Raw genomic sequence first — 24,093 nt, 5'->3', positions numbered from 1 at the left:
TGAGAGATTTTCTAGCTTATCCATATTTGAAATTGGTGCCTTAAAAGAGTAAAATAGTTTTTAGGAGGATAAAGTTATGGATACTACGAAACAGCCTGTCCCCATGCCTCAAGATAGGCGAACAATGGCTATATTGCTAGGAGCTGTGGGTGGTTGCCTAGACGTTTTTTCGCATATACAATTTAGTACACTAATCGCCACTCAGACAGGGAATATTATTTTAATCGTAGCCGATTGGGATGGACCAACCGTAAAGACCGCTTACCGTATCCTTTCGCTTGTCTTCTTTACCTGTGGCTTTATCCTTGGTATTCTACTTAAGGAACGGGCGCAAAGCTCACATTGGCGTACTTGGGGAGTCTTACCATTGACTCTCACGACTTTCCTCTTTCCTTTTTTTCATTCTCATTATTTTATCTGGGTGATATTACTTGCAACCTCTACAGGCATGGTCATGCTAACTTATACAGGCTCAAAAATCGAGTCTTATCCCTACATGATTATGATGACTTCAGGAAACTATCGGAGAATGGTCACTGCTTGGTATGAATATATTCGTTTTAAAGATCGTAGACATATTATTAGAAGGCAAGCGGCTAATTACTCTATGATTGTCGCTAGTTTCATCGGCGGTGCTATTTTTACTGGATTTCTCACACGTTTCATTCATCAATACGCTATCTGGACAGTCACTACTATTTTGACGACTATTATCATTCATTATACCAGATACAATCATATACATCACTTAGAGCAAAAAAATATCTAACACTCAATGAAAATCGAAAAGCAAACTAGGAACTAAGTAAGACAAAAAACCGAACCAATCCTCTTGGGTAATGCTCACAAAGAGAATTGGTTCGGTTTTTGCTAGTTCATCAATACTTGCCTGCGATATTTCATTTATCGATCCTCTTCCTCATCTATCAATCTCACAAATACTTGCTTCCTTCTTTAATGCTGAGTTTGCTCAGCCTGTCTTTGTATTTTTCGATAAATTCCCGCACCCAGTCGGGATTGGTCTTGGAGTAGTCCCGAAGTGCCCAGCCAATGGCCTTATTGATGAAAAACTCGGTCTTATTAAGATTATTAATCAGGATTTGCTCTAGCAGCTGGACATCCGTTTGCTCTTTTTGAAGTAATTGGTGTTCGATAGCCAATCGGCGCAACCAAATGTCCTCATCCGTACTCCAATCCAATACTATTTTCTTTGTCTCAGGATAGTGTAAACAAATATAACCTACCGAGCGACACAAAAAGTCAATCGTGTCCCACCAAGGCTTTGTTTGTGCCAATTTCTTTACCTTTGTTAAATCGTTTGAGGCTAAAGATGTTTGTTTTAGTTGTAAATAATCCAGCACCACATATTGCATTTCACGATAGGGATTTTCCCAAGCCTGATTGATAAATTTCCAATCTATCGTAGACTTGTGACTTTTCTTAAAAAATATTTTAGAAATTTGCCGCCTAATAGGTGTTTTGACCACTAAAAACTCGAACTGATCTTTCATGTATGCTTTCATGTGAATAGCATCTTCAGGGTTTGCTACTTCTTTTAATCCTTGGAAAACATCTTCTACTTTCATATTACCATTCACTTTCAACATTCATATCTTTGAATAATTTAATTGGTCTTGCTGGTTTATCTAAACTCTTCTGCAACCAAACTGTAGCATGTCAGCAGCCAAATTTATAGCCGATTTTTGGGAAATGCGCTACTTGCTGATAACCAAGTTTTTTTATGGAAAGAAATACTGGCGTCATTCGGCAGAGCAATACAAGCTAGAAAATGAACAAACCCTTGCTGTTCAAGAATTTCTTCCAATTTGTCATAAAGCTGCTTCCCAATCCCTCTGCCGCAATTCTCATCAGCTACATAGACCGACAGCTCAATAGCCCAGTTGTATGCCTCTCGACCATAATAAGTCGAAGCATAAGCATAACCCAGAATGACTCCCTCTTCCTCCGCCAACAGATAAGGATACCTTTCCAAGGTCTTCTCAATCCGACCAGAAAATTCCTCCACCGACGGAACATCATACTCAAAAGTAATGGCTGTTTTCTCAACATAGGGTGCGTAAATAGCAATGAGAGCAGCAGCGTCGTTTTTATTTTCTAATCTGATGTTCATCCAAACGTTCCTTTCTTCTTATTACTTTCATAAAAATGAAGTATATCACCATGTATATTTTACCAAATTCAAAAAGAAAAGGCTCTCTCGAACCTTTTTCGTTTTAAAATAGTCCAATAGCAGTTCCGTCTGCTGCTACGTCCATATTGAGGGCTGCTGGGCGTTTTGGCAGACCGGGCATCGTCATAACATCACCAGTTAGGGCGACAATAAAACCTGCACCCAATTTTGGAACTACTTCGCGGATAGTGATTTCAAAGTTTTCTGGCGCTCCTAGAAGATTTGGATTATCTGAAAAACTGTACTGGGTCTTGGCCATACAAATTGGCAGCTTATCCCAGCCGTTCTTGACAATTTGAGAAATTTGAGTTTTTGCTTTCTTTTCAAAATTGACTTTTGTTCCACGATAGATTTCCTTGACAATTTTCTCGATTTTTTCTTCGATAGACAGATTGTTGTCATAGAGTCGAGTGTATTTGGCAGGTCTCGTTTCAATCGTTTTGACCACAACTTCCGCAAGAGCCAATCCACCGTCAGCACCATCTGCCCAGACACTAGCCAATTCCACCGGGACATCAATCTCTGCACAAAGTTCCTTGAGAACGGCAATTTCAGCTTGGGTGTCCGTCACAAATTCATTGATAGTCACCACGACCGGAATACCAAATTTACGGATATTTCCCACATGGCGTTTGAGGTTGGCAAAACCTGCTTTAACCGCTTCAACATTCTCAGTTGTCAGATCTTCTTTAGCGACACCACCGTTCATTTTCAATGCTCTAAGAGTTGCAACAATAACCACTACATCTGGAGCAGTCGGAAGATTGGGCGTTTTGATGTCTAGGAATTTTTCAGCCCCTAGATCCGCACCGAAGCCAGCTTCAGTCACCGTGTAGTCCGCCAAATGCAAAGCTGTTGTCGTTGCCAAAACGGAATTACAGCCGTGAGCGATATTTGCAAACGGTCCACCGTGAACAAAGGCAGGGGTTCCATAAATAGTCTGTACTAGATTGGGCTTTATAGCGTCTTTCAAGATGAGAGCAAGAGCCCCTTCTACTTCCAAATCTCGAACATAAACAGGCGTCCGATCATAACGATAACCAATAACGATATTAGCTAGACGTTCTTTCAAGTCTTCAATACTTGTCGCTAAACAGAGAATAGCCATGATTTCAGATGCAACCGTAATATCAAAACCATCTTCCCGCGGAATTCCATTAACCGGACTGCCCAGACCGACGGTCACATGCCGCAAAGCACGGTCATTCAGATCTACCACGCGCTTCCAGATAATGCGACGTTGGTCAATTCCTAGAGCATTTCCTTGATGTAAATGATTATCAATCAAAGCAGAAAGGGCATTGTTGGCAGTGGTAATCGCATGCATATCTCCTGTGAAATGCAAATTGATGTCTTCCATTGGTAGAACCTGTGCATAACCACCTCCAGCGGCTCCGCCTTTGATTCCCATAACTGGTCCAAGAGACGGTTCACGAATCGCAATCATGGTTTTCTTTCCAATTTTGCTGAGAGCATCTGCCAAGCCAATAGTAATAGTTGATTTTCCTTCGCCGGCCGGTGTTGGGTTGATGGCTGTTACCAAAATCAGCTTACCAACTGGCTTCTTTTGCAATTCCTGAATCTTGTCAAAAGATAATTTCGCCTTGTATTTACCGTAAAGCTCCAAATTATCGTAATCAATTCCAACTTTCTTCACTACATCAGCAATCGGATGCAAGTCAACACTCTGAGCAATTTCTATATCCGTTTTCATTTGGAATCCTCCAGTTTTGATAGGATTATTATACCAAAAAATAAAGAAAACAAACACTTTCAAAGCTAAAATTCTCAAAAACGTTCGGAAAGGTCTTTTCTATTTACGAATTAACTTTTTTTGTGTAAAATTTAGTTATGAAACTATTGATTACTTCTGGCGGAACGAGCGAAAAAATCGATCAAGTTCGTTCTATTACGAATCACTCAACAGGAAAGCTTGGTGCTCTTATTGCGGAGAGTTTTTTAGCACAAGGCGATCAAGTTACATTAGTCACTACACAGAGTGCTGTCAAGCCTGCTGCTCATCCGAATTTAACCATTCAAATCATTGAAAATGTACAAGATTTGCTGGAAACGATGCAGCCTTTAGTCAAAACTCATGGTGTTTTAATTCATTCAATGGCTGTTTCTGACTACATGCCTATTTACATGACAGGTTTTGAACAAATCACTGCTTCACAGGATTTAACAGAGTTTTTAAACAAGACCAATGATCAAGGCAAGATTTCATCAAAAGATGAATACCAAGTGCTCTTTCTCAAACAAACACCGAAAATTATCAGTCAAGTCAAAAAATGGAATCCCAATATCCGTCTAATTGGCTTTAAACTCTTAGTTGGTGTTTCTAAGGAAGAATTACTGACAGTTGCTCGTGCTAGTCTCATAAAAAACAAAGCAGAAATAATTGTAGCAAATGACTTGTATGATATTTCCAATAATCAACATCATGCTTTCTTGGTCAAACAAGATTCCGTAATAGAAGCCACTACTAAAGAAGAAATTGCCCAATTATTGCTGACACATATTCACACAAAGGACAATCTATGAAACATATTACACTAGCTGTCACAGGAAGCATTGCCGCCTATAAAGCTGCCGACTTGGTCAGTCAATTGACAAAAGACAATCAAAAGGTGACTGTTCTGATGTCTCAAGCAGCTACAAATTTCATTACACCGCTGACTTTGCAAGTATTGTCGAAAAATTTAGTGCATACAGATGTCATGGAGGAGCCTGCGCCAAACAAGGTCAATCATATTGAAATTGCCAAGCAAACGGATCTTTTCTTAGTTGCACCTGCTTCCGCCAATACGATCGCTAAATTAGCTAATGGCTTTGCAGACAATATGATAACCAGTACCGCACTTGCTCTGCCATCAACAGCCAAAAAGGTATTAGCCCCAGCTATGAATACCAAAATGTATGAAAATCCAATCACTCAAGAAAATCTATCTAAACTAGAAAAATACGGCTGGCAAATTATTCAGCCTAGAGAAACCGTCCTAGCCTGTGGTGACCACGGAATTGGCGCCCTTGCTTCTGTAGAAACAATTATAAAAAAAGTAAAGGAAATGATTTATGAAGAAACAATCTAATATTGCTCAAATTGCTATCTTTTTTGCGATTATGCTCGTCATTCATCTATTGAGTTCAGTAATATTTAACCTTTTTCCCGTCCCAATCAAACCAACGATTGTCCACATTCCCGTTATTATTGCAAGTATTTTATATGGACCAAAGGTAGGCGCTATTTTAGGGGCGCTAATGGGTATCATTAGTCTGGTTACGAACACACTTGTTCTCTTGCCAACCAGTTACTTGTTTAGCCCGTTTGTACCTAATGGGAATATTTATTCGCTCATCATTGCCCTTGTTCCGCGAATCTTAATCGGAGTCACCCCTTATTTTGTTTATAAATATCTTAAAAATAAGATCGGACTTATCTTAGCTGGAACAGTCGGTTCGTTGACAAATACAATTTTTGTTTTAGGAGGGATTTTCTTATTATTCTCCAAAGTATATAATGGGAATATTCAGCTCTTACTCGCATCTGTCATTTCAACCAATTCCATTGCTGAAATGATTATTTCTGCGATTCTGACAGTTACCATTATTCCAGCCCTTGAAAAAGTTAGAAAATAATCACGTGAAATCGTGATTTTTTTATGAAAAAATGCTATAATGAAAACGATTAAACAATGCAGAAAGCTGAAAAATTGAGAAAACTGGATGTGCTCGCTCCTTTATTAAACAGGTAATGACATTTCCTGTTTTCACTAATTTTTCATAAGCTTTCCTATTTTAAAAAGGAGATTTCGTAATGACTTACCAAGAAAATTTCAAAAAATGGCTTGATTTTGCAGAACTTCCAGACTACCTTCGTAAAGAATTGGATTCGATGGACGAAAAGACAAAAGAAGATGCTTTTTATACCAATCTTGAATTTGGTACTGCTGGTATGCGTGGTCTGATAGGCGCTGGTACGAATCGTATCAATATTTATGTTGTTCGTCAGGCAACTGAAGGTTTAGCACGTTTGATTGATGAAAAAGATGAAGATTTCAAAAAACGCGGTGTCGCTATCGCTTATGACTCTCGTCACTTCTCTCCAGAATTCGCCTTTGAATCTGCTGCTGTTTTAGCAAAACATGGCATTAAATCTTATGTATTTGAAAGTCTCCGTCCAACACCAGAACTGTCATTTGCAGTTCGTCACTTAAAAGCTTTTGCCGGGATTATGATTACAGCCAGCCACAACCCTGCTCCATTTAATGGCTATAAAGTTTATGGCGAAGATGGTGGTCAAATGCCGCCTCATGATGCTGATGCTCTAACAGCTTATATTCGTGCCATTGAAAATCCATTTACTATTGAAGTAGCTGATGTTGAAGCCGAAAAAGCTTCTGGTTTGATTGAAGTTATTGGTGAAACTATTGATGCCGAATATCTCAAGGAAGTTAAAGACGTCAACATCAACCAACAATTGATTGATGAATATGGAAAAGACATGAAAATCGTCTACACTCCGCTTCACGGTACAGGTGAAATGTTAGCACGTCGAGCATTTGCCCAAGCTGGTTTTGATTCTGTTCAGGTTGTTGAAGCTCAATGCGTGCCAGATCCAGACTTCTCCACTGTCAAATCACCAAATCCAGAAAACCAAGCTGCTTTCGCTCTTGCTGAAGAATTGGGACGTAAAGTTGGTGCGGATGTTCTTGTCGCAACGGACCCAGATGCTGACCGTGTGGGTGTTGAAGTTCTCCAAAAAGACGGTAGCTACCGCAATCTTTCAGGAAATCAAATCGGTGCGATTATGGCTAAGTATATCCTTGAAGCGCACAAGACTGCTGGAACACTTCCTGCCAATGCAGCACTTTGCAAATCCATTGTGTCTACCGATCTTGTGACCAAGATTGCTGAAAGCTACGGCGCTACCATGTTTAACGTCTTAACTGGTTTCAAATTTATCGCTGAAAAGATTCAAGAATTTGAAGAAAAACACAATCACACTTACATGATGGGCTTTGAAGAAAGCTTTGGCTACTTGATTAAACCATTTGTGCGTGACAAAGATGCTATCCAAGCTGTATTGGTTGTTGCAGAATTAGCTGCCTACTACCGTTCTCGCGGCTTAACTCTTGCAGACGGAATTGAAGAAATCTACAAAGAATATGGTTATTATGCTGAAAAGACGATTTCAGTTACTTTGTCTGGTGTTGATGGCGCTGAACAAATCAAAGCTATTATGAGCAAGTTCCGTGACAATGCACCGAAAGAATTCAACGCTACTGCTATTACAGTCACAGAAGATTTCAAAGCACAAACCGCTACCGATTCTGACGGCAATGTAAGGAAATTAACAACTCCAGCAAGTGACGTATTAAAATACACACTTGCTGATAGTTCATGGATTGCTGTACGTCCTTCAGGAACTGAACCAAAAATCAAATTCTACATTGCTGTTGTCGGAAATTCTAGCCAAGACGCTCAAGCAAAAATTGCAAAAATTGAAGCAGAAATCAATGATTTTGTAAAATAAGCAAAAAGTAAGAAGGCTTTGATTTCTCATTCTAACTTCCACAATATTCAAACTTCGAGTCTGGGACAAGAATATCTCAGACTCGAAGTTGTCTTGTAACAAATAACAGATAATTGCTCAGATGCTGCTTTTTAAGATAGCAGACAGATCTTTCGAAGCAGGTCTCAAGGTCTTTTCGCTTTTTAACATTTGCTCAACATTATAGGGGAGACTATACAAAATAGCTAGGAAACATTTTATATCGGAGTCTTGAAACAAGAGCACGACAATTAAAATTTTCAATTTCTAGTCCTGTTTCACCTCTCTTTCAATGTTTTACATTTCATTTCAAATCTCTGCATTATTTTCCTATTTGTGGCATACTAGAATGAACAAAAGAAATGAGGTTATTTTATGGATAAATTTACACAAGATATCAATGATTTAGAAGTCACGACTGTTGAACGTGCCCGACAAGCCATTGCAAATAAAGAAAATGCAACTTTTTTCATTGGGCGTAAAACGTGCCCTTACTGTCGTAAATTCGCCACTACGCTAGCTAGTGTTGTCGCTGAAACCCAAGCACATATTTTCTTTATCAATAGTGAGGAACCTAGTGAACTGGAAGAGCTCCAAGCTTTCCGTTCCGAATATGGAATCCCAACTGTACCAGGATTTTTACATACAGAAAATAGTCATGTGACTGTCCGTTGTGACTCCTCTATGACGGCTGACGAAATCAAGTCATTCGCTAACTTATAAAAATGAAGCTGAGATAAATCACCAACTTCACAGCATATTATAAACTAACTAGGCAATAGCTTTTTACAATCACAAAGCGAGGCAGGGAACATATTATCCCTGCCTCTTAACATTTAATTTCCTTTTAATTTACCTTCTTGAAAGGCTTGCCATATCTTCTGCTGAGGTTTCGCAAACGGATAGTTGGTAAAGTCATCAGGATGCAGCCACAGAACTTGTTCCTCTTTTTGATTTTTTATCATATTTGCTACTCGACCGTAAAGCAAACGAATCTGCCACTTGCGATGACTGAACACATGTTGAATTGTCGGAAAAGCTTGCTCCTGCCAATTCACTACCACATCATAATCCTGCTCAAAGCTTTCTTGCGGAGATAATTCAAATGCAACTTGATTTTCTGCCACTTCAAAAAAGGATAACTGTTCACCGTCCGGAAATTCTTCTACTTCAATCAAAGGAAAGTGCCAAAATCCTGATAAAAGACTGCTTGTTTCATTTTTCTCTAAAAGAAATTCTCCTTGATTATTCTGGATAATTAAACCATACAAATAAACTGGAACTGGTTTTTTCTTAGGAGCTTTGATAGGGTATCTATCCATTGTTCCATGTAAGTAAGCAGCGCTAAATTCCCTTACTGGACTGTCATCAGGTCTAGGGTTGATAGGTGCTTCAATATCTGATCCTAAATCCATCAAAGCTTGGTTGAAATCTCCCGGTCTTTGGGGGTCAATCAGAATTTCCATCATCGCTTGAAAAACCTTTCGGTTAGCAGGGACACCAATATCCAAATTCACTTCAAATAAACGGCTCAGGACCCGCATAACATTCCCATCAACCGCTGGCTCAGGCAAACCAAAAGCAATACTTGCAATAGCTCCTGCTGTATAAGGACCAATTCCTTTCAGACTAGAAATCTCCTCGTAAGTGTGAGGAAACTCGCCACTAAAATCTGTCATAATCTGCTGAGCAGCCTGTTGCATATTGCGTACTCGCGAGTAGTAACCTAGCCCCTCCCAAGCTTTAAGCAAACGTTCTTCTGAAGCCATTGCTAAATCTTTGATTGTCGGAAACCAAGCTAAAAAGCGCTCATAGTAAGAAATAACCGTATCTACCCGTGTTTGCTGAAGCATAATTTCTGAAATCCAGATATGATAAGGATTACTGCTTCTCCGCCAAGGCAAATCACGTTTATTCTCATCATACCAAGCTAATAATTTTTGACGAAAGGAGGCAATTTTTTCATCCTCCCACATCTCAATTTCATATTTTTTCAAATCTAACATAACTTTAGTATAACATAAAATAAAAAGAGAACCCAGAACTTGAATTCTGGATTCTGTCTTGGCTTTCTAATAATTACCAACTGCTTGGCTGGCAGTAATCAATGTTAATTTATAAACATCATCAGCGTTGCATCCACGTGAAAGGTCGTTTACTGGATGATTCAATCCTTGCAAAATAGGACCGACTGCTGAAAAGCCACCGAGACGCTCTGCCATTTTATAGCTGATATTTCCAGCTTCAATACCAGGAAATACAAAGACAGTTGCTTGACCAGCTACATTGCTGCCAGGAGCTTTTAACTCTGCTGTTTTAGGTACAAATGCCGCATCAAACTGTAATTCTCCATCAATAGCAAGATCTGGTCGCATTTCTTGCGCAAGTTTCGTTGCTTCGATGACTTTATCAACCTTTTCACCAAATCCAGAACCTTTAGTTGAATAACTCAGCATAGCTACTTTAGGGTCAATGTCAAAGATTTGCGCGGTCAAGGCAGAGTTAATAGCAATTTCTGCTAATGTTTTAGCATCTGGATCAATATTGATTGCACAATCACTGAAAACATAGCGTTCCTCACCGCGAACCATGAGAAAGGCACCAGATGTGCGAGAAACCCAAGGAAGTGTTTTGATAATTTGAAGAGCTGGGCGAACCGTGCTTGCTGTAGAATGAATCGCACCAGAAACCATACCTTGTACTTTACCAAGATAAACAAGCATGACACCAAAATAATTGACGTCCTCTTTCAATAATTTACGCGCTTCGTCTTCTTTGATTTTTCCTTTACGACGTTCTACAAAAGCTGCCACCATTTCTTCAAAGCATGAACAATTTTGAGGGTCAATGACTTCATAACCTTCTGTCACACCTTCAATTTCAAGGTAAATACGAATTTTTTCAGGATTTCCCAATAAAACAGGTGTGATACTTGTTTCTTTTACCAAACGTTTAGTAGCTTGAATAATACGTGGTTCTTCACCTTCTGGTAAGACAATCTTCACTTCTTTGTCTTGCAATGTTTCACGAATTGTTTCAAAAATTTTCATGTTTTACTCCTTACTTATTGCTTAATTTTTGAATGACTGTTTGAAAATCTTTCGGAAAAGGACTTGATTTATTCACAACTTCCTTATGGAATGGATTGTAAAAACGCAATGAATGACAATGAAGCGCTTGCCGCGTTATTCCGTCAGTCATACTTCCACCATATAAGTCATCTCCCAAGAGAGGAAAACCAATATAAGAAAAATGAACCCTAATCTGGTGTGTTCGTCCTGTATGAAGATGAATATCCACGAGATAAATGTCATCATACTGCGCTAAAACTTTATAACTCGTATGAGCATATTTTCCATTTTTTGCCACACAGCGAGTAATGATACTACTATCTTCACGCGCTATGGGAGCAATAATATCTCCTTCTGGCTTTAACGGTGCCGAACCCTTGACCAAAGCATAATAATGCTTCTCAATGACTTTCTTTTGCAATTGTTTATCTAATCTTGCATGAGCATAACCGTGCTTTGCAAATAACATCAGACCACTCGTATCACGGTCTAAACGAGTCACAATATGAATCTGCTGATTTTCATAATGATTTGCAATGTAATAAGCCTTCACAAAATTGGCCATTGTATTGGAATGATTCACACTAGGAATGCTAGCTACGCCTGCTGGCTTGTTCAAAATCAGAAAATGTTCATCTTCGTATACAATATCCAATTCTTTTTCTACTGCACATAGACTGCTAAATCCTTCTTCCGCCGGAATATCAACGGCAACTTTGTCACCAATATCTAACAAATAAATGGCGTTTTGCTTCTTTCCGTTTACCCGAATATCCCCACCAGAAAACTTAATTTTTGCAAGTAAACTTTTGGAAATTTCCTGTTTTTTTAGAAAGGTTTTGACTTTCACATGCTCATCTGCGATAAATTCAAACCTCATTCCTCCACCTCGCCGATAAAGGCATCTTTGACACGATTCCAAAAACTAGTATGACTCGGTGTAGCAAGAAAGTTAATCTTATGTTGATCAATTTGAAATTCAATTTTAGAAATATCATTTATCATAAAATTTTGATTGTCAATCGAAATCGCATGTCGATCATTCCAAGTCGGCACAATTTCAATTTTATCATTCTTAGGAACGATAATTGAGGAGCCCAAAGTCCGAAACACACGATTGTTCAAGCTTGCAACTTCTGCAATCTGAAGAGCTTCGATGGTTGGGTGGAGAACAGCTCCGCCCAACGATTTATTGTAAGCTGTACTTCCTGTCGGCGTTGATACTGAAACGCCATCACCACGAAAGCGCTCAAAATGCACTTGATTGATAATAACATCGGCGACCATTGTTCGTCCAGAACGCTTGATTGTCGCTTCGTTTAATGCACGCTTTATACAAATTTCATTATTTCCATGGAAAATTTTAACATTCAAAATCGGATAAGACACCTTTGCACCTGTATCTAATTTTAAATTATCAATTAGTTTGTCCAACTCAAAATCTCGATAATCTGTATAAAAGCCCAAATGTCCTGTGTGAACACCAACAAAGCGAACTTTGTCTAGCTGATCTTCATATTTGTGAAAGGCTGACAAAAGCATCCCGTCGCCACCGATTGAAATGACAATATCAGGATTATTATCATTCAAAATAAAATGATTTTGCTTTAATTTTTGTTTTAATTGGCGACAAAGTTCTTGACTTTGCCGTCTACGATTACTGATAATCCCTATTCTTTTACCTGTATTCTTCATCTGTATCGTCACTATTTCCTACGCCATCATTTAATTTACGACTAATTGGGTCAAATAAAGCTTGCGCTTCTTGAATATCATCACGAATTTTCCCCATTTCTTCGTCCAATTGATAGGCGATTTTTGCGGTAATCTCTAGACGTTTCTTAATTTCATCTGGAAATTCACCCTTATATTTATAATTCAACGAATGTTCAATTGTTGCCCAAAAGTTCATGGACAAAGTGCGGATTTGAATCTCTGCCAAAACTGTTTTGTTGCCATCAATGGTATCAACTGGGTATTCAACAATGACATGATAACTTCGATATCCACTAGCCTTACGGTTTTTAATATAGTCTCGCTCCTGGATAATCCGCATGTCGTGGCGCTTTCGTAAAACATCCAAAACTTCTTCTACGTCATCCACAAATTGAACCATTACGCGCAAACCAGCTATATCTTGCATATCTTGCGCTAGATTTTCCTCTTTAATCCCACGCAAAGCCATTTTTTCTTTGATACTTTCTATCGGTTTTACACGACCTGTTACAAATTCAATCGGAGAATGTTTTTTTTGTTTTCGATACTGTTTACGAATCCCACGCAGTTTGATCTTTAATTCACCAACCGCTTGAATATAAGGATCCAGAAACTCTTCCCACTCTAATTGCATACACTCACCTTGTCATTTTACTTAATTTTTTATAAAATAAACACAATACTTATTATAACATAAATCGCTTTCAAACAAAAGAAAAGGATTGGAAAATGGATCATTTGGAAATTGAATACAAAACGCTTCTGACAAAAAATGAGTACCAACAGCTGTTACCACTGTTTTCAAAGATAAAAGCTACCAAGCAGATAAACTACTATATTGACACAGCCGACTTTTCAATTCGAGATGCAAAAATGGCACTTCGGATTCGTACTTTTGAAACTCGTGCCGAATTAACTTTAAAAATTCCGCAGCAGGTCGGTAATATGGAATACAATCAATTTCTCACTTTAGAAGAGTCTCACACTCTCATCAATACATGTGTGCTACCTGAAGGAGAAATACACACTCTGCTGACTCAGGCTGCTATCAATCTCGAGAAATTAAAGATTCTAGGGAGCTTAACAACTATTCGCTATGAAAAAGAAACCACTATTGGCTTAATGGCACTTGATGAAAATCATTATTTTGACAAAACAGACTACGAATTAGAGCTGGAAGTGACAGATGCAAAAACTGGAAAAGAACAATTCGAGTGCTTTTTACAAGCTCATCATATCCATTATAAATATGCAAAGCCTAAAGTTGCAAGATTTGCTCAAAACTTATGAATAAAAAGCTGAAATTTTACTTATTTTTTGATAAAATGGAGTGTAGAAATCAAAAGGAGTCTTAATAAGTTATGATGAATATACTGACGGATAAAGCACAGATGAAGTTGTTTGCACTAAATTCCAATCACGATATTGCCGAGAAAATTGCTAAAGCTGCTGATGTGCCTCTTGGAAAACTTTCATCACGTCAATTTTCAGACGGAGAAATCCTAGTAAACATCGAGGAAAGCGTGCGTGGCTTTGATGTATTTATCATTCAATCAACAAGTTTTCCTGTCAATAATCATTTGATGGAACTTCTCATCATGGTGGATGCTTGCAATCGCGCCAGCGCTAATTCTGTCAATGTTGTGATGCCATATTTTGGCTATGCTCGTCAAGACCGAACAGCCGCTCCTCGCGAACCAATTACAGCCAAGCTCGTAGCGAATATGCTGGTTAAGGCAGGAGTTGATCGTGTTCTAACCCTAGATTTGCATGCTGTCCAAGTCCAAGGCTTCTTTGATATCCCTGTTGATAACCTTTACACCGTTCCTCTTTTTGCCAAACATTACTGTGAAAAGGGCTTGTCTGGTGAAGATGTTGTTGTGGTCAGTCCAAAAAATTCTGGTGTTAAACGTGCTAGAAGCTTAGCAGAGCATTTAGATGCTCCGATTGCGATTATCGACTACGCTCAAGACGATACCCACCGTAACGAAGGCTATATTATCGGAGATGTAGCTGGGAAAAAAGCTATCCTTATTGATGATATTTTAAATACTGGTCGTACATTTGCTGAAGCCTCAAAAATTGTTGAACGCGAAGGTGCAACAGAGATTTATGCAGTTTCTAGTCATGGTTTATTTGTTGAGGGAGCCGCTGAAAAGTTAGATAACTCTCCTATCAAAGAAATCCTGGTTACTGACTCAGTTGCAACGAAAGAAAAAACTCCGAAAAATGTTCAATACATTACTGCAAGTGGGCTAATCGGAGATGCAATCGTTCGTATCCATAAAAGAAAACCAGTCAGTCCACTGTTTGCTTACAATAAAAAGAAATAAGGAGAAATCTTGATTTATTTCGATAATGCAGCAACAACTCCTATGTCAACAGCTGCTATTACTGCTATGACACAGGTTATGGAAAATACCTTTGGCAATCCATCTAGCATTCATAGCCACGGAAGAGCTGCTAGTAAAATTCTTCGCAAAGCCCGACAAGAGCTTGCTGAACTGCTTCATACTAATAGTCAACATGTCATCTATACATCTGGTGGGACAGAAAGTAACAATACAGCCATAAAAGGATATGCCTTAGCCCATCAAGATCAAGGGAAACACATTATTACAACTGCTATTGAGCATCATTCGGTTCTTGAAACGATTGAATATCTGGTGGATAAATTTGACTTTGAAGCTACTTATATCCAACCTAAAAATGGAGAGATTACGGCTCAACAGATAAAAGAAGCCCTTCGAGAAGATACAATACTTGTCTCAACCATGTATGCCAATAATGAAACAGGCTATATGCTTCCAGTCAAAGAAATTGCTGACGTTGTGAAACATCATCCCGCTGCTTATCATGTGGATGCTGTGCAAGTTATAGGCAAATTACCTGTCTATCCTGACGAGCTAGGAATTGACTTTATGAGTGCATCGGCTCATAAATTTCATGGTCCAAAAGGCATCGGCTTCTTGTACTTCAATCATGTAAAATTTGACAAATTTTTACATGGTGGAGATCAAGAGGATAAAAGACGTGCAGGAACTGAGAATTTAGCGGCTATTGCCGGTATGGTTGCGGCTCTAAAAGAGAGCCTCAATTGCTACCAAGAAAACATGGAACATGTTGAAAGTTTGAAACAGCAACTTCTCTCTGAACTTGACGGAATCCATTACTATATAAATAATGATTCACACACACTTCCCTATGTCGTAAATCTTGGCTTTCCAAAGCAGGCTAACGATTTATTGCTCATGCGTTTAGACTTATCTGGAATTTCTATCTCAACTGGCTCTGCTTGTACAGCAGGAGCTATCGAACCCAGTCATGTGCTTAAAGCTTTTTATGGTAGCGACTCAAAGCGATTAAGAGAATCTATTCGCATTAGCTTTTCAGAACAAAATACTTCAGAAGAAGTTCGACAATTTACTACAACATTAAAAGAAATTTTAGGAGGATAAATAGATGGCTTTTCAGACCACTATTCACTTAAAAGACTGCTCTTTCAGCTATTCTCTTGGAGAAAATGTAAAAAAATTTACTTTGCGCGATAACACATTTGTCGAAACCAAAGTTGGAAATTACGAATTGACACGCTTATTAGAAAATGTTCCCAATAGTGGAGACGGCTTTTTGTTGAAAATCATTATCAACAAAAACCTTTCAGGTGTAAAAATCAACATCACAGATAAATCTGGCCTTCGGTTAGTGAATATTTTTAAATCAGAAGACAATCACATCATTCAAGAAAAGTTTTATTTCTTAATGGATAGCTTGGTAGAACGTGGTATTTTCACTAAACAAGAACAATAAACAAATAGCTTAAAAACTCATTTTTAAATCATTAGTAAAACAATAAAGAGTAGGAAACAAGCCAAAAATCTTTGATTTTGTCCTACTCCTTTTCTATTTTTATCAAATAAGTTGATTTTTTCACAAACTTTCTATAAAATAGTCTTTGAAAGGATGTGATTTTGTGAAATCTGAAAAAAATACAACCATTCCACGCGCAACTGCTAAAAGGCTCTCTCTGTATTATCGGATTTTCAAACGATTTAATTCCGAAAAAATCGAAAAAGCCAATTCAAAACAAATCGCAGATGCGATCGGGATTGATTCTGCAACTGTCCGTCGAGATTTTTCTTACTTTGGCGAATTAGGTCGTCGTGGATATGGTTATGATGTAAAAAAACTCATGAATTTTTTTGCTGACTTACTTCATGACAATTCCATTACCAATGTGATGTTAGTTGGTATCGGTAACATGGGACATGCTTTGCTCCACTACCGTTTCCACGAACGGAACAAAATGAAGATTGTTATGGCATTTGATACAGATAATCATCCTGAAGTTGGGACTACTACAAATGACGGGATTCCTATTTATGGCATTTCACAAATCAATAACAAATTAAAAGATGTGAATGTCAAAACAGCTATTTTAACCGTTCCTAGTGCAAAAGCGCAAGAGGTTGCAACTGTTCTTGTGGAAGCTGGTGTAAAAGGTATTCTCAGTTTTTCTCCTGTTCACTTAACCGTTCCAAAAGATGTTGTCGTTCAATATGTTGATTTGACAAGTGAACTACAAACACTCCTTTATTTTATGAAAAAAGAGCATTAAGCAATTAGAAAGAGCAGACATCTATTTATGAAGAAACCTATTATCGGCATTACTGGAAACGAAAGACCAAACCCTGAAGATGAATTTGCCATCATGAGTTATGCTGCTAAGGGATTTGTAGAGGGCGTAAAAGAAGTTGGTGGAACTCCTATCATATTGCCGATTGGAGATGCAGATATGGCACAGCGCTACATCCAGATGATTGATAAACTTATCCTAACGGGTGGGCAAAATGTATCACCACAATTCTATGGCGAAGAAAAAACAATTGACAGTGATGATTACCATTTGGAGCGTGATTTGTTTGAATTAGCCTTAATCCATGAAGCTATCCAGCAACAAAAACCAATTTTTACCGTTTGCCGCGGTACGCAATTGTTTAATGTTGCAATGGGTGGAACACTTTATCAAGATATTGAGCACCATTGGCAAGACAGTTCTGCTGAATATACTACTCAAAAACTAGTCACTAAATCCGGCTCTGTTTTGGAAAAGATTTACGGCGAAGTATCTCATATCAACTCTTTCCATCATCAGAGTATCAAAGATTTAGCAGAAAATGTCGAAGTCATTGCCCGTGATCCGAAAGACAACACCATTGAAGCCATTACAACAACTGATGAAATCGCTTATCTGGGAGTCCAGTGGCATCCAGAATTCTTATTTGAAACACGCCCTAAAGATCGAATGTTATTTGACTATGTTGTCAATAGACTTTAAATCAAGTCTGTTTCTTCGCGATAACTATAATAATCTTTCTCTGCGACGATGAGATGATCCAGTAAGATGAAGCCCATTAATTCACACGCTTCTTTTACATGTTTGGTCACTTCATCGTCATTTTTGCTTGGCAGTACAGCTCCTGACGGATGATTGTGCACCAAAATAATGGATGTCGCCATGTGTTTCACAGCATAATGCAGGATTTCTCGTGGCTCTGCAATACTGCGTGATACACTACCGATAAAAATCGTCTGCTGATGAATGATTTTGTTTTGAGTATTCAGATATAAAGCCACAAGGTGTTCCTGCTTCTTATGCCCCAATTCTTGTTGCATTTTTTTCGCCAGCTTTTGACTACCTAAAATTTGCTCTTGCGTAATCAATTCTGCTTTACTGACTCGCTGGCCTAATTCAATCATAGCTTGTAATTCAATAGCCTTGATACGACCAATTCCAGAGATTGATTGCAATTCTTGTAGCGTCATATTGCGCAAATCATTCAAACTAGAAATAGTTGATAAAATCCGTTGAGAAACTTGAAAAACAGTTTCTTTTTTATTACCTGTGCGGATAAGAATGGATAACAATTCTTGATTGCTCAATTGTTCTGCACCTTCTGCAACTAAACGTTCCCTTGGCAACAAAGAATCTTCCTGAAATGAAATACTATACATAAAAAACCTCCTCATATCCTTATTCGGAAAAAGAAGAGGAAAATAAAAAATCTGAGAAATAATTGGCACTAGCCCCATAAAATGAGACACAAGAAAAACCCTTCTGTTTCTAGTTTACTAGAAACAGGAGGGTTTTGTTATGGTCAAAAAAGCGTATTCGGTAGAAACTAAGTTAGCCTGTATCGAAATGAAGAAAGCAGGTAAGTCCAATAAGGTTATCATGGAGACTCTGGGCATCAAAAATGTTAGTCAGGTCAAAACCTGGTGGCGATGGTATCAGAATGATGAACTGCACCGTTTCCACCAACCTGTGGGGAAACAATATACCTACGGTAAAGGAATGGAACAGCTATCCGAAGTGGAACAGTTACGACTACAGGTGGAACTACTAAAAAAGTATCGGATCTTGATAAGACCATCGACAAAGTAAGTCTTATCAAGCTGGTGGAAGAATACAAAAACGTCTGCTCAGTATCCGTCACTCTGGACTGTTTTGGTATCAAACGATCCACTTTCTACCGTTGGAAAGCAGAAGGTGAGAAGCCTAAAAAAGGGACGAGGTTGTAGAAAAAATCGAGCGAATCTGTATGGGAAATCAGGTTATCTACGGCTACCGTACCATCACTCGATTGCTCAAGAAGAGGGATAACCTTGTCATCAATCCTAAAAAGGTTTATCGTATCATGAAGGAGAATGGTTGGTTCTGCCGTGTACGTCCTAAGAAGGGACTGAGTCTAGGTAAGCCCTACTATGTAACAGAAAATAAGCTAGACCGTGATTTTCAAGCAGAAAAGCCACTGGAGAAGCTAGTCACAGACATGACCTACCTCTACTTTGGAAACTGTAAACTCTACCTTTCCTCTATCATGGACCTCTATAATCGTGAGATTGTGGCTTATACAATCTCAGATTGTCAGGATACGGACTTTGTGTTGGATACTTTGAACCAACTGAATGTGTCTCAAGGAGCGCTGTTGCACAGCGATCAGGGCTCTGTCTACACCTCAAAAGCTTATTACCAGGCTTGCACAGAAAAAGGCATCACCCGCTCTATGTCCCGTAAGGGAACACCAGCAGATAATGCCTGTATCGAATGGTTTCATTCTGTCCTAAAGTCTGAAACCTTCTATCTCCATAACTGGAGAAACTTAACCAAAGATAGTAGAACAGATATTGTTAATCTTACATCATATTTTATAATGAAACTAGAATTCAACAGAGATGAAACGACCGGTCTCCTGTAGATTACAGAAATCTGGTCGCCTAAAAAGGTTTTTTCTTCTGTCCCATTATTGGGGTGCAGTACCGATTCTCAAATTTTTTAAGTTAGTATTTACATTTCAACAATTTTACCTGTTTCAAAATAAACAACCCATTCACAGATATTTTTGGCGTAATCACCAATACGTTCTAAGTACGAAATAACTTGGAAGTAATCACGACCTGTAACAATCAAATCTGGATTTGACTTAATTTCTTGCGTTGCTAAGTCTCGAATATCATCAAAGTACTGATTGATTTTCTCATCCATAGCAGCTACTTCATAGGCCTTATCCACGTCGCCATTAAGGTAAAGATCAAGCGCTGCTTCCACAAAGTTCTTAACATCACGCCCCATCTTGCTGATTTCTTCCTCAACAGACTGGATGCGAACTTCTCCTTTCATGCGGATCGTCGCTTGTGCAATGGAAACGGCATGATCCCCCATCCTTTCCACATCACTACTTGCTTTCAAAACTGTAATAACTGTGCGTAAGTCTTGTGAAACTGGCTGCTGCAAAGCAATAATTTCCAGAGATTTTTTCTCCAACTTTACTTCATATTCATTTACTTCTGCGTCTTCTTCGATAACCTCTTTTGCTAATTCACGATCGTGGGTCACAAATGCACGAACTGTGCGATTAATCTGTGACAAAACTTCATTTCCCATTGCATAAAATTGGTTATGAAGTTTTGCTAAGTCTTCTTCAAATTGTACTCTAAGCATAAATTTTCCTTTCCTAAGATCTAAAGAATTTTATACGAAAATCCATCTTTTTACATAATTCTTGTCTACAAGCATATGTGCATTTATATATATAGGAAATCGGTAATCTCCAAAACATTAGAAATAACCACAATATTGTAGTGAACAATTACAATCTCTAACCAAACTTGCCTGTGATATAATCTTCCGTTTCCTTATGAATCGGACTGAGGAACATCTCTTTCGTGGCATTAAACTCAATCAAATCACCATTTAGGAAGAAAGCTGTCTTATCTGAAATACGACTAGCCTGTTGCATTGAGCGGGTTACGAGTAACATTGTATATTGATCTTTCAGCCCATGAAGTGTTTCTTCAATTTTTCCTGCAGAAATGGGATCAAGTGCTGATGTTGGCTCATCTAAAAGGATGATTTTCGGACTCGTCGCCAAAACACGAGCCACACAGACACGTTGCTGCTGACCGCCTGACAAACCAATCGCTGAATCATTCAAACGATCTTTCACTTCATCCCAAATAGATGCTCCTTTTAATGATGTTTCAACTACTTCATCTAGTATCTCTTTGTCTTTAACACCATTGATTCGCAAACCGTAGACAACATTTTCATAAATCGTCATTGGAAATGGATTGGGCTGTTGAAAAACCATTCCAATTTCTTTGCGAAGCTCCACCGTATCTGTCCGTGGACTGTAAATATTGTGCCCGTTATAAATTACAGTACCTGTCGTTGTCACCTCTGGATTTAAATCACCCATGCGATTAATTGCTTTTAAGAGTGTTGATTTTCCCGACCCAGAAGGACCAATCAAAGCTGTAATCTCATGAGGCAATACATCCAACGATACACTATTAAGTGCTTTCTTTTTGTTATAATAAACCGACAAGTCCTTGATTTGTAAAATAGGTTCTGTCATTCTGATAGTCCTTTAATAAATTCTAATTAATCAGCAATTTTCTTAGCCAAAATGACCAGAAACATAGTCATTTGTAGACTGTAACTTAGCATTTTGGAAAATATTGGCTGTTTCATCATATTCGATTAAATCACCAAGATAGAAGAAACCGGTATAATCGCTCGCACGCGCCGCTTGCTGCATGCTGTGGGTCACGATGATAATCGTATAGTTCTTCTTCAACTCTAACATCGTTTCTTCTAACTGCGCTGTTGCGATTGGATCGAGTGCAGAAGCAGGTTCATCCATTAGAAGTATTTCTGGCTTCACGGAAATGGCTCTGGCAATGCAGAGACGTTGCTGCTGACCGCCTGATAACATCAAAGCAGATTTATGAAGGTCATCCTTTACCTGTTCCCACAGAGCTGCTTGTTTTAGAGATGTTTCTACAATTTCATCTAAGATTTTCTTATCCTTAACACCGGCACGTTCATGCGCAAAGGTGATGTTGCGGTAAACAGATTTGGCAAAAGGATTTGGTCTTTGAAAGACCATTCCGATATGCTTCCGCATTTCATAGACATTGATATCTGGGCGATTAATGTCAATACCTTCATACCAGATCTCACCAGTGACCTTAGCAATGTCAATCGTATCATTCATCCGATTCAAGCTGCGAAGATAGGTTGACTTACCAGAACCTGAAGGCCCGATAAGAGCTGTAATCTTATTTTTCTTGAACTGCATATCAACCCCTTTAATGGATTCGTTTTTACCATAGTAAACATGCAAACCCTTCGTTGATAAAACAACCTCTTCCTCAGGAAAAGTAACGATATGTTTTTCATTCCAGTTATATTCTGTCATTTCTTCTCCTTTTAGGCAGATGTTAATTTCTTATGCAGATAACTTCCGAGCTTACGAGCTCCAAGGTTAAAGATTAAAATAAAGATAAGAAGTACTGCCGCTGATCCAGCTGACACTTCTACTGCATCAGGAATCGTTCCTTCACTATTGACTTTCCAAATGTGAACAGCCAAAGTTTCAGCTTGACGAAAAACAGAAATTGGGCTAGTTACACTGAAAATATTCCAATTTGACCAGTCAAGTGCTGGGGCAGACTGACCTGCTGTATAGATAAGCGCAGCAGCTTCCCCAAAAATACGTCCAGAAGCTAATACAATCCCCGTCACAATACTTGGTAACGCTTCTGGAACGACGACATGGACGATCGTTTCCCAGCGAGAGATGCCAAGTGCAAGTCCAGCTTCGCGCTGTGTATGATGCACATGCTGTAAGCTGTCTTCCACACTACGTGTCATCTGCGGTAGATTAAATACAGTCAAAGCCAAGGCTCCAGAAATGATTGAGAAACCATATTGGAATTGAATAACAAAAATCAAATATCCAAAGAGACCCACAACAACGGAAGGCAAGGAGGATAAAATTTCAATACAGGTTCTGACAAAATCTGTCACTGGGCCTTTTTTAGCATATTCAGACAAGTAAATCCCTGCTCCCATTGATAGAGGAATGGAAATAATCAAGGTGATAACTAACAGAAACAATGAATTATAGAGCTGAATTCCAATTCCGCCGCCCGCTTGATAGGAAGACGATTGTCCAGTCAAGAATTTCCACGAAACATGAGGTAAGCCCCTTACTAAAATGTACAAAATCAAGGAAGCAAGAATAGCAACAATGATTCCTGCAATGGTATAAAGGACGCCTGTTGCTAATTTATCCATCTTTTTAGCGTGCATAGTTCTTCTTACCTCTTTCCTTTGTAATCAATTTAATCACAGTATTGAAGGCTAAACTCATCAAAAGCAGAACCAGAGCAAGCGACCACAAGACATTGTTATTAACGGTTCCCATAACGGTATTTCCAATTCCCATTGTTAAAATAGAGGTCAAGGTTGCAGCAGGTGTTGTCAGAGAAGTTGGGATAACCGCTGAATTTCCGACAACCATTTGAATCGCCAAAGCTTCACCAAAGGCACGAGCCATTCCAAAGACAATAGCCGTAAAAATACCTGAGCGAGCTGCTTTTAGCGTCACACGCCAAATCGTTTGCCAACGAGTCGCTCCCATTGCCATACTAGCTTCTCGATAATGCCGCGGTACAGCACGCAGGCTATCTGTTGTCATAAAGGTCACCGTTGGTAAAATCATGACAAAAAGAACAAAAATTCCTGATAAGATTCCAAAACCTGTTCCACCAAAGATACTGCGAACAAAGGGAACAACTACCTGTAATCCAATAAATCCATACACAACCGATGGAATTCCGACTAGAAGTTCAATAGCTGGTTGTAGAATTTTTGAGCCTTTAGGGGAAACCTCCGTCATAAAAACAGCTGCTCCAATTGCAAATGGTGTTGCTAATAAAGCTGATAGGAGAGTTACGAGGAAAGAGCCCAGAATCATTGGTAAAGCACCGAATTCCCTACCGGATGGATTCCACCTTGTTCCAAAAAGAAAACTGAAGATGTTTACTTTATTAACAAAGAAAGTCGAAAGTCCTTTCTCCGCTACAAATAATAAAATCATTGCAACGACAAAAACAATTAAACTCATGCAAAGAAAAGTAATGGTTTTTCCAAATGTTTCTAAACGAGAGTTTTTTGACTTTGTCAGCATTTTTTTTGCTACTTCGTTCAT

The 24,093-nt window shown here is 38.7% G+C and carries 25 protein-coding genes and 2 pseudogenes; 13 read left to right on the top strand and 14 right to left on the bottom strand.

Annotation, left to right across the window (positions count from 1 at the left end):
- The first annotated feature begins 76 nt into the window (after positions 1-76).
- Positions 77-769 carry a YoaK family protein gene (locus HMPREF2876_RS05745; RefSeq protein WP_024053087.1) on the top strand — a complete coding sequence of 231 codons (693 nt, stop codon included), beginning with the start codon at positions 77-79 and terminating at the stop codon, positions 767-769.
- A 163-nt stretch (positions 770-932) separates the two neighbouring features.
- Here the strand turns inward: HMPREF2876_RS05745 and HMPREF2876_RS05740 are convergent, their stop codons facing one another.
- From HMPREF2876_RS05740 to HMPREF2876_RS05730, 3 genes and pseudogenes are all read right to left on the bottom strand, one after another.
- Positions 933-1,586, bottom strand: a complete 654-nt coding sequence (locus HMPREF2876_RS05740; RefSeq protein ID WP_042754200.1) for a DNA alkylation repair protein — start codon at positions 1,584-1,586, stop codon at positions 933-935.
- A 1-nt stretch (position 1,587) separates the two neighbouring features.
- Positions 1,588-2,131 (bottom strand): annotated as a pseudogene (locus HMPREF2876_RS05735) (N-acetyltransferase family protein).
- Positions 2,132-2,234: 103 nt separating this feature from the next.
- The gene (locus HMPREF2876_RS05730) at positions 2,235-3,905 is read right to left on the bottom strand and encodes a formate--tetrahydrofolate ligase (protein ID WP_024053084.1); all 1,671 of its coding nucleotides are present in this window, start codon (positions 3,903-3,905) and stop codon (positions 2,235-2,237) included.
- Between the two features lie 137 nt (positions 3,906-4,042).
- On the opposite strand from HMPREF2876_RS05730, the gene HMPREF2876_RS05725 reads away from it, so the two are divergent.
- The 5 genes from HMPREF2876_RS05725 (at position 4,043) to HMPREF2876_RS05705 (ending at position 8,468) form a co-directional block, all read left to right on the top strand.
- On the top strand, positions 4,043-4,735 hold the full coding sequence (locus HMPREF2876_RS05725) for a phosphopantothenate--cysteine ligase (RefSeq protein WP_024053083.1): 693 nt from the start codon (positions 4,043-4,045) through the stop codon (positions 4,733-4,735).
- The gene (gene coaC / locus HMPREF2876_RS05720; protein ID WP_024053082.1) at positions 4,732-5,283 is read left to right on the top strand and encodes a phosphopantothenoylcysteine decarboxylase; all 552 of its coding nucleotides are present in this window, start codon (positions 4,732-4,734) and stop codon (positions 5,281-5,283) included. Before HMPREF2876_RS05725 ends, coaC begins: the two co-directional genes overlap by 4 nt.
- Complete coding sequence (locus HMPREF2876_RS05715; protein ID WP_024053081.1) at positions 5,267-5,830, top strand: ECF transporter S component; 564 nt, start codon at positions 5,267-5,269, stop codon at positions 5,828-5,830. Before coaC ends, HMPREF2876_RS05715 begins: the two co-directional genes overlap by 17 nt.
- A gap of 178 nt (positions 5,831-6,008) precedes the next feature.
- A complete protein-coding gene (locus tag HMPREF2876_RS05710; RefSeq protein WP_024053080.1) occupies positions 6,009-7,727 on the top strand; it encodes a phospho-sugar mutase in 1,719 nt (572 codons plus the stop codon).
- Positions 7,728-8,120: 393 nt separating this feature from the next.
- Positions 8,121-8,468: a DUF6568 family protein gene (locus HMPREF2876_RS05705; protein WP_024053079.1), complete on the top strand. Its 348-nt coding sequence runs from the start codon at positions 8,121-8,123 to the stop codon at positions 8,466-8,468.
- 113 nt (positions 8,469-8,581) lie between these two features.
- On the opposite strand, the gene mutY is transcribed toward HMPREF2876_RS05705, so the two are convergent.
- From mutY to HMPREF2876_RS05680, 5 genes are all read right to left on the bottom strand, one after another.
- Positions 8,582-9,751 (bottom strand): A/G-specific adenine glycosylase, encoded by a 1,170-nt coding sequence (mutY, locus tag HMPREF2876_RS05700; RefSeq protein WP_070241709.1) that lies wholly within the window; start codon positions 9,749-9,751, stop codon positions 8,582-8,584.
- A 66-nt stretch (positions 9,752-9,817) separates the two neighbouring features.
- A complete protein-coding gene (gene pta / locus HMPREF2876_RS05695; protein ID WP_070584449.1) occupies positions 9,818-10,795 on the bottom strand; it encodes a phosphate acetyltransferase in 978 nt (325 codons plus the stop codon).
- A gap of 10 nt (positions 10,796-10,805) precedes the next feature.
- Positions 10,806-11,696: an RluA family pseudouridine synthase gene (locus tag HMPREF2876_RS05690; RefSeq protein WP_024053076.1), complete on the bottom strand. Its 891-nt coding sequence runs from the start codon at positions 11,694-11,696 to the stop codon at positions 10,806-10,808.
- The gene (locus HMPREF2876_RS05685) at positions 11,693-12,511 is read right to left on the bottom strand and encodes an NAD kinase (protein ID WP_024053075.1); all 819 of its coding nucleotides are present in this window, start codon (positions 12,509-12,511) and stop codon (positions 11,693-11,695) included. The genes HMPREF2876_RS05690 and HMPREF2876_RS05685 overlap by 4 nt, the downstream gene beginning before the upstream one ends.
- On the bottom strand, positions 12,495-13,166 hold the full coding sequence (locus HMPREF2876_RS05680) for a GTP diphosphokinase (RefSeq protein WP_024053074.1): 672 nt from the start codon (positions 13,164-13,166) through the stop codon (positions 12,495-12,497). Before HMPREF2876_RS05680 ends, HMPREF2876_RS05685 begins: the two co-directional genes overlap by 17 nt.
- Positions 13,167-13,261: 95 nt before the next feature.
- Here HMPREF2876_RS05680 and HMPREF2876_RS05675 point away from each other — a divergent pair, with 95 nt between their 5' ends.
- The 6 genes from HMPREF2876_RS05675 to HMPREF2876_RS05650 all read left to right on the top strand — a co-directional run bounded on the left by HMPREF2876_RS05675 (position 13,262) and on the right by HMPREF2876_RS05650 (position 17,870).
- Positions 13,262-13,822 carry a CYTH domain-containing protein gene (locus HMPREF2876_RS05675; RefSeq protein ID WP_024053073.1) on the top strand — a complete coding sequence of 187 codons (561 nt, stop codon included), beginning with the start codon at positions 13,262-13,264 and terminating at the stop codon, positions 13,820-13,822.
- A gap of 83 nt (positions 13,823-13,905) precedes the next feature.
- Positions 13,906-14,865 (top strand): ribose-phosphate diphosphokinase, encoded by a 960-nt coding sequence (locus HMPREF2876_RS05670; RefSeq protein WP_101749702.1) that lies wholly within the window; start codon positions 13,906-13,908, stop codon positions 14,863-14,865.
- A gap of 9 nt (positions 14,866-14,874) precedes the next feature.
- Positions 14,875-15,990, top strand: coding sequence for a cysteine desulfurase family protein (locus tag HMPREF2876_RS05665; protein WP_024053071.1), 1,116 nt, complete (start codon positions 14,875-14,877; stop codon positions 15,988-15,990).
- Positions 15,991-15,994: 4 nt separating this feature from the next.
- Positions 15,995-16,342: a DUF1831 domain-containing protein gene (locus HMPREF2876_RS05660; protein WP_003024175.1), complete on the top strand. Its 348-nt coding sequence runs from the start codon at positions 15,995-15,997 to the stop codon at positions 16,340-16,342.
- A gap of 163 nt (positions 16,343-16,505) precedes the next feature.
- Positions 16,506-17,150, top strand: coding sequence for a redox-sensing transcriptional repressor Rex (locus tag HMPREF2876_RS05655; protein WP_024053069.1), 645 nt, complete (start codon positions 16,506-16,508; stop codon positions 17,148-17,150).
- A 27-nt stretch (positions 17,151-17,177) separates the two neighbouring features.
- Positions 17,178-17,870, top strand: coding sequence for a gamma-glutamyl-gamma-aminobutyrate hydrolase family protein (locus HMPREF2876_RS05650; protein WP_003042762.1), 693 nt, complete (start codon positions 17,178-17,180; stop codon positions 17,868-17,870).
- Here the strand turns inward: HMPREF2876_RS05650 and radC are convergent.
- Positions 17,867-18,547, bottom strand: coding sequence for a RadC family protein (gene radC / locus HMPREF2876_RS05645; protein ID WP_003024167.1), 681 nt, complete (start codon positions 18,545-18,547; stop codon positions 17,867-17,869). The two genes, HMPREF2876_RS05650 and radC, sit on opposite strands and share 4 nt — an antisense overlap.
- Positions 18,548-18,686: 139 nt before the next feature.
- Here radC and HMPREF2876_RS10195 point away from each other — a divergent pair.
- A pseudogene (locus HMPREF2876_RS10195) lies at positions 18,687-19,772 on the top strand (IS3 family transposase).
- A 108-nt stretch (positions 19,773-19,880) separates the two neighbouring features.
- Here HMPREF2876_RS10195 and phoU read toward each other — a convergent pair.
- The 5 genes from phoU to pstC all read right to left on the bottom strand — a co-directional run bounded on the left by phoU (position 19,881) and on the right by pstC (position 24,093).
- Positions 19,881-20,534, bottom strand: a complete 654-nt coding sequence (phoU, locus tag HMPREF2876_RS05630; protein ID WP_003033270.1) for a phosphate signaling complex protein PhoU — start codon at positions 20,532-20,534, stop codon at positions 19,881-19,883.
- Between the two features lie 157 nt (positions 20,535-20,691).
- Positions 20,692-21,450, bottom strand: coding sequence for a phosphate ABC transporter ATP-binding protein PstB (pstB, locus tag HMPREF2876_RS05625; RefSeq protein WP_022526152.1), 759 nt, complete (start codon positions 21,448-21,450; stop codon positions 20,692-20,694).
- 42 nt (positions 21,451-21,492) lie between these two features.
- A complete protein-coding gene (gene pstB / locus HMPREF2876_RS05620) occupies positions 21,493-22,296 on the bottom strand; it encodes a phosphate ABC transporter ATP-binding protein PstB (RefSeq protein ID WP_024052402.1) in 804 nt (267 codons plus the stop codon).
- 11 nt (positions 22,297-22,307) lie between these two features.
- Complete coding sequence (gene pstA / locus HMPREF2876_RS05615) at positions 22,308-23,192, bottom strand: phosphate ABC transporter permease PstA (RefSeq protein WP_003024156.1); 885 nt, start codon at positions 23,190-23,192, stop codon at positions 22,308-22,310.
- Positions 23,182-24,093: a phosphate ABC transporter permease subunit PstC gene (gene pstC, locus HMPREF2876_RS05610; RefSeq protein WP_024052401.1), complete on the bottom strand. Its 912-nt coding sequence runs from the start codon at positions 24,091-24,093 to the stop codon at positions 23,182-23,184. The genes pstA and pstC overlap by 11 nt, the downstream gene beginning before the upstream one ends.

Origin of the sequence: Streptococcus sp. HMSC073A12 (assembly GCF_001812815.1) — a bacterium.
Classification (GTDB): domain Bacteria; phylum Bacillota; class Bacilli; order Lactobacillales; family Streptococcaceae; genus Streptococcus; species Streptococcus vaginalis.
This window is presented reverse-complemented; position numbering and strand designations above follow the sequence as displayed.

What these genes read in the sequence shown, in the direction of transcription:
- HMPREF2876_RS05745 (WP_024053087.1), top strand. Translation starts at nt 77, where the DNA reads ATGGATACTACGAAACAGCCTGTCCCCATGCCTCAAGATAGGCGAACA.
- HMPREF2876_RS05740 (WP_042754200.1), bottom strand. Translation starts at nt 1,586, where the DNA reads ATGAAAGTAGAAGATGTTTTCCAAGGATTAAAAGAAGTAGCAAACCCT.
- HMPREF2876_RS05730 (WP_024053084.1), bottom strand. Translation starts at nt 3,905, where the DNA reads ATGAAAACGGATATAGAAATTGCTCAGAGTGTTGACTTGCATCCGATT.
- HMPREF2876_RS05725 (WP_024053083.1), top strand. Translation starts at nt 4,043, where the DNA reads ATGAAACTATTGATTACTTCTGGCGGAACGAGCGAAAAAATCGATCAA.
- coaC (WP_024053082.1), top strand. Translation starts at nt 4,732, where the DNA reads ATGAAACATATTACACTAGCTGTCACAGGAAGCATTGCCGCCTATAAA.
- HMPREF2876_RS05715 (WP_024053081.1), top strand. Translation starts at nt 5,267, where the DNA reads ATGAAGAAACAATCTAATATTGCTCAAATTGCTATCTTTTTTGCGATT.
- HMPREF2876_RS05710 (WP_024053080.1), top strand. Translation starts at nt 6,009, where the DNA reads ATGACTTACCAAGAAAATTTCAAAAAATGGCTTGATTTTGCAGAACTT.
- HMPREF2876_RS05705 (WP_024053079.1), top strand. Translation starts at nt 8,121, where the DNA reads ATGGATAAATTTACACAAGATATCAATGATTTAGAAGTCACGACTGTT.
- mutY (WP_070241709.1), bottom strand. Translation starts at nt 9,751, where the DNA reads ATGTTAGATTTGAAAAAATATGAAATTGAGATGTGGGAGGATGAAAAA.
- pta (WP_070584449.1), bottom strand. Translation starts at nt 10,795, where the DNA reads ATGAAAATTTTTGAAACAATTCGTGAAACATTGCAAGACAAAGAAGTG.
- HMPREF2876_RS05690 (WP_024053076.1), bottom strand. Translation starts at nt 11,696, where the DNA reads ATGAGGTTTGAATTTATCGCAGATGAGCATGTGAAAGTCAAAACCTTT.
- HMPREF2876_RS05685 (WP_024053075.1), bottom strand. Translation starts at nt 12,511, where the DNA reads ATGAAGAATACAGGTAAAAGAATAGGGATTATCAGTAATCGTAGACGG.
- HMPREF2876_RS05680 (WP_024053074.1), bottom strand. Translation starts at nt 13,166, where the DNA reads ATGCAATTAGAGTGGGAAGAGTTTCTGGATCCTTATATTCAAGCGGTT.
- HMPREF2876_RS05675 (WP_024053073.1), top strand. Translation starts at nt 13,262, where the DNA reads ATGGATCATTTGGAAATTGAATACAAAACGCTTCTGACAAAAAATGAG.
- HMPREF2876_RS05660 (WP_003024175.1), top strand. Translation starts at nt 15,995, where the DNA reads ATGGCTTTTCAGACCACTATTCACTTAAAAGACTGCTCTTTCAGCTAT.
- HMPREF2876_RS05650 (WP_003042762.1), top strand. Translation starts at nt 17,178, where the DNA reads ATGAAGAAACCTATTATCGGCATTACTGGAAACGAAAGACCAAACCCT.
- radC (WP_003024167.1), bottom strand. Translation starts at nt 18,547, where the DNA reads ATGTATAGTATTTCATTTCAGGAAGATTCTTTGTTGCCAAGGGAACGT.
- phoU (WP_003033270.1), bottom strand. Translation starts at nt 20,534, where the DNA reads ATGCTTAGAGTACAATTTGAAGAAGACTTAGCAAAACTTCATAACCAA.
- pstB (WP_022526152.1), bottom strand. Translation starts at nt 21,450, where the DNA reads ATGACAGAACCTATTTTACAAATCAAGGACTTGTCGGTTTATTATAAC.
- pstB (WP_024052402.1), bottom strand. Translation starts at nt 22,296, where the DNA reads ATGACAGAATATAACTGGAATGAAAAACATATCGTTACTTTTCCTGAG.
- pstA (WP_003024156.1), bottom strand. Translation starts at nt 23,192, where the DNA reads ATGCACGCTAAAAAGATGGATAAATTAGCAACAGGCGTCCTTTATACC.
- pstC (WP_024052401.1), bottom strand. Translation starts at nt 24,093, where the DNA reads ATGAACGAAGTAGCAAAAAAAATGCTGACAAAGTCAAAAAACTCTCGT.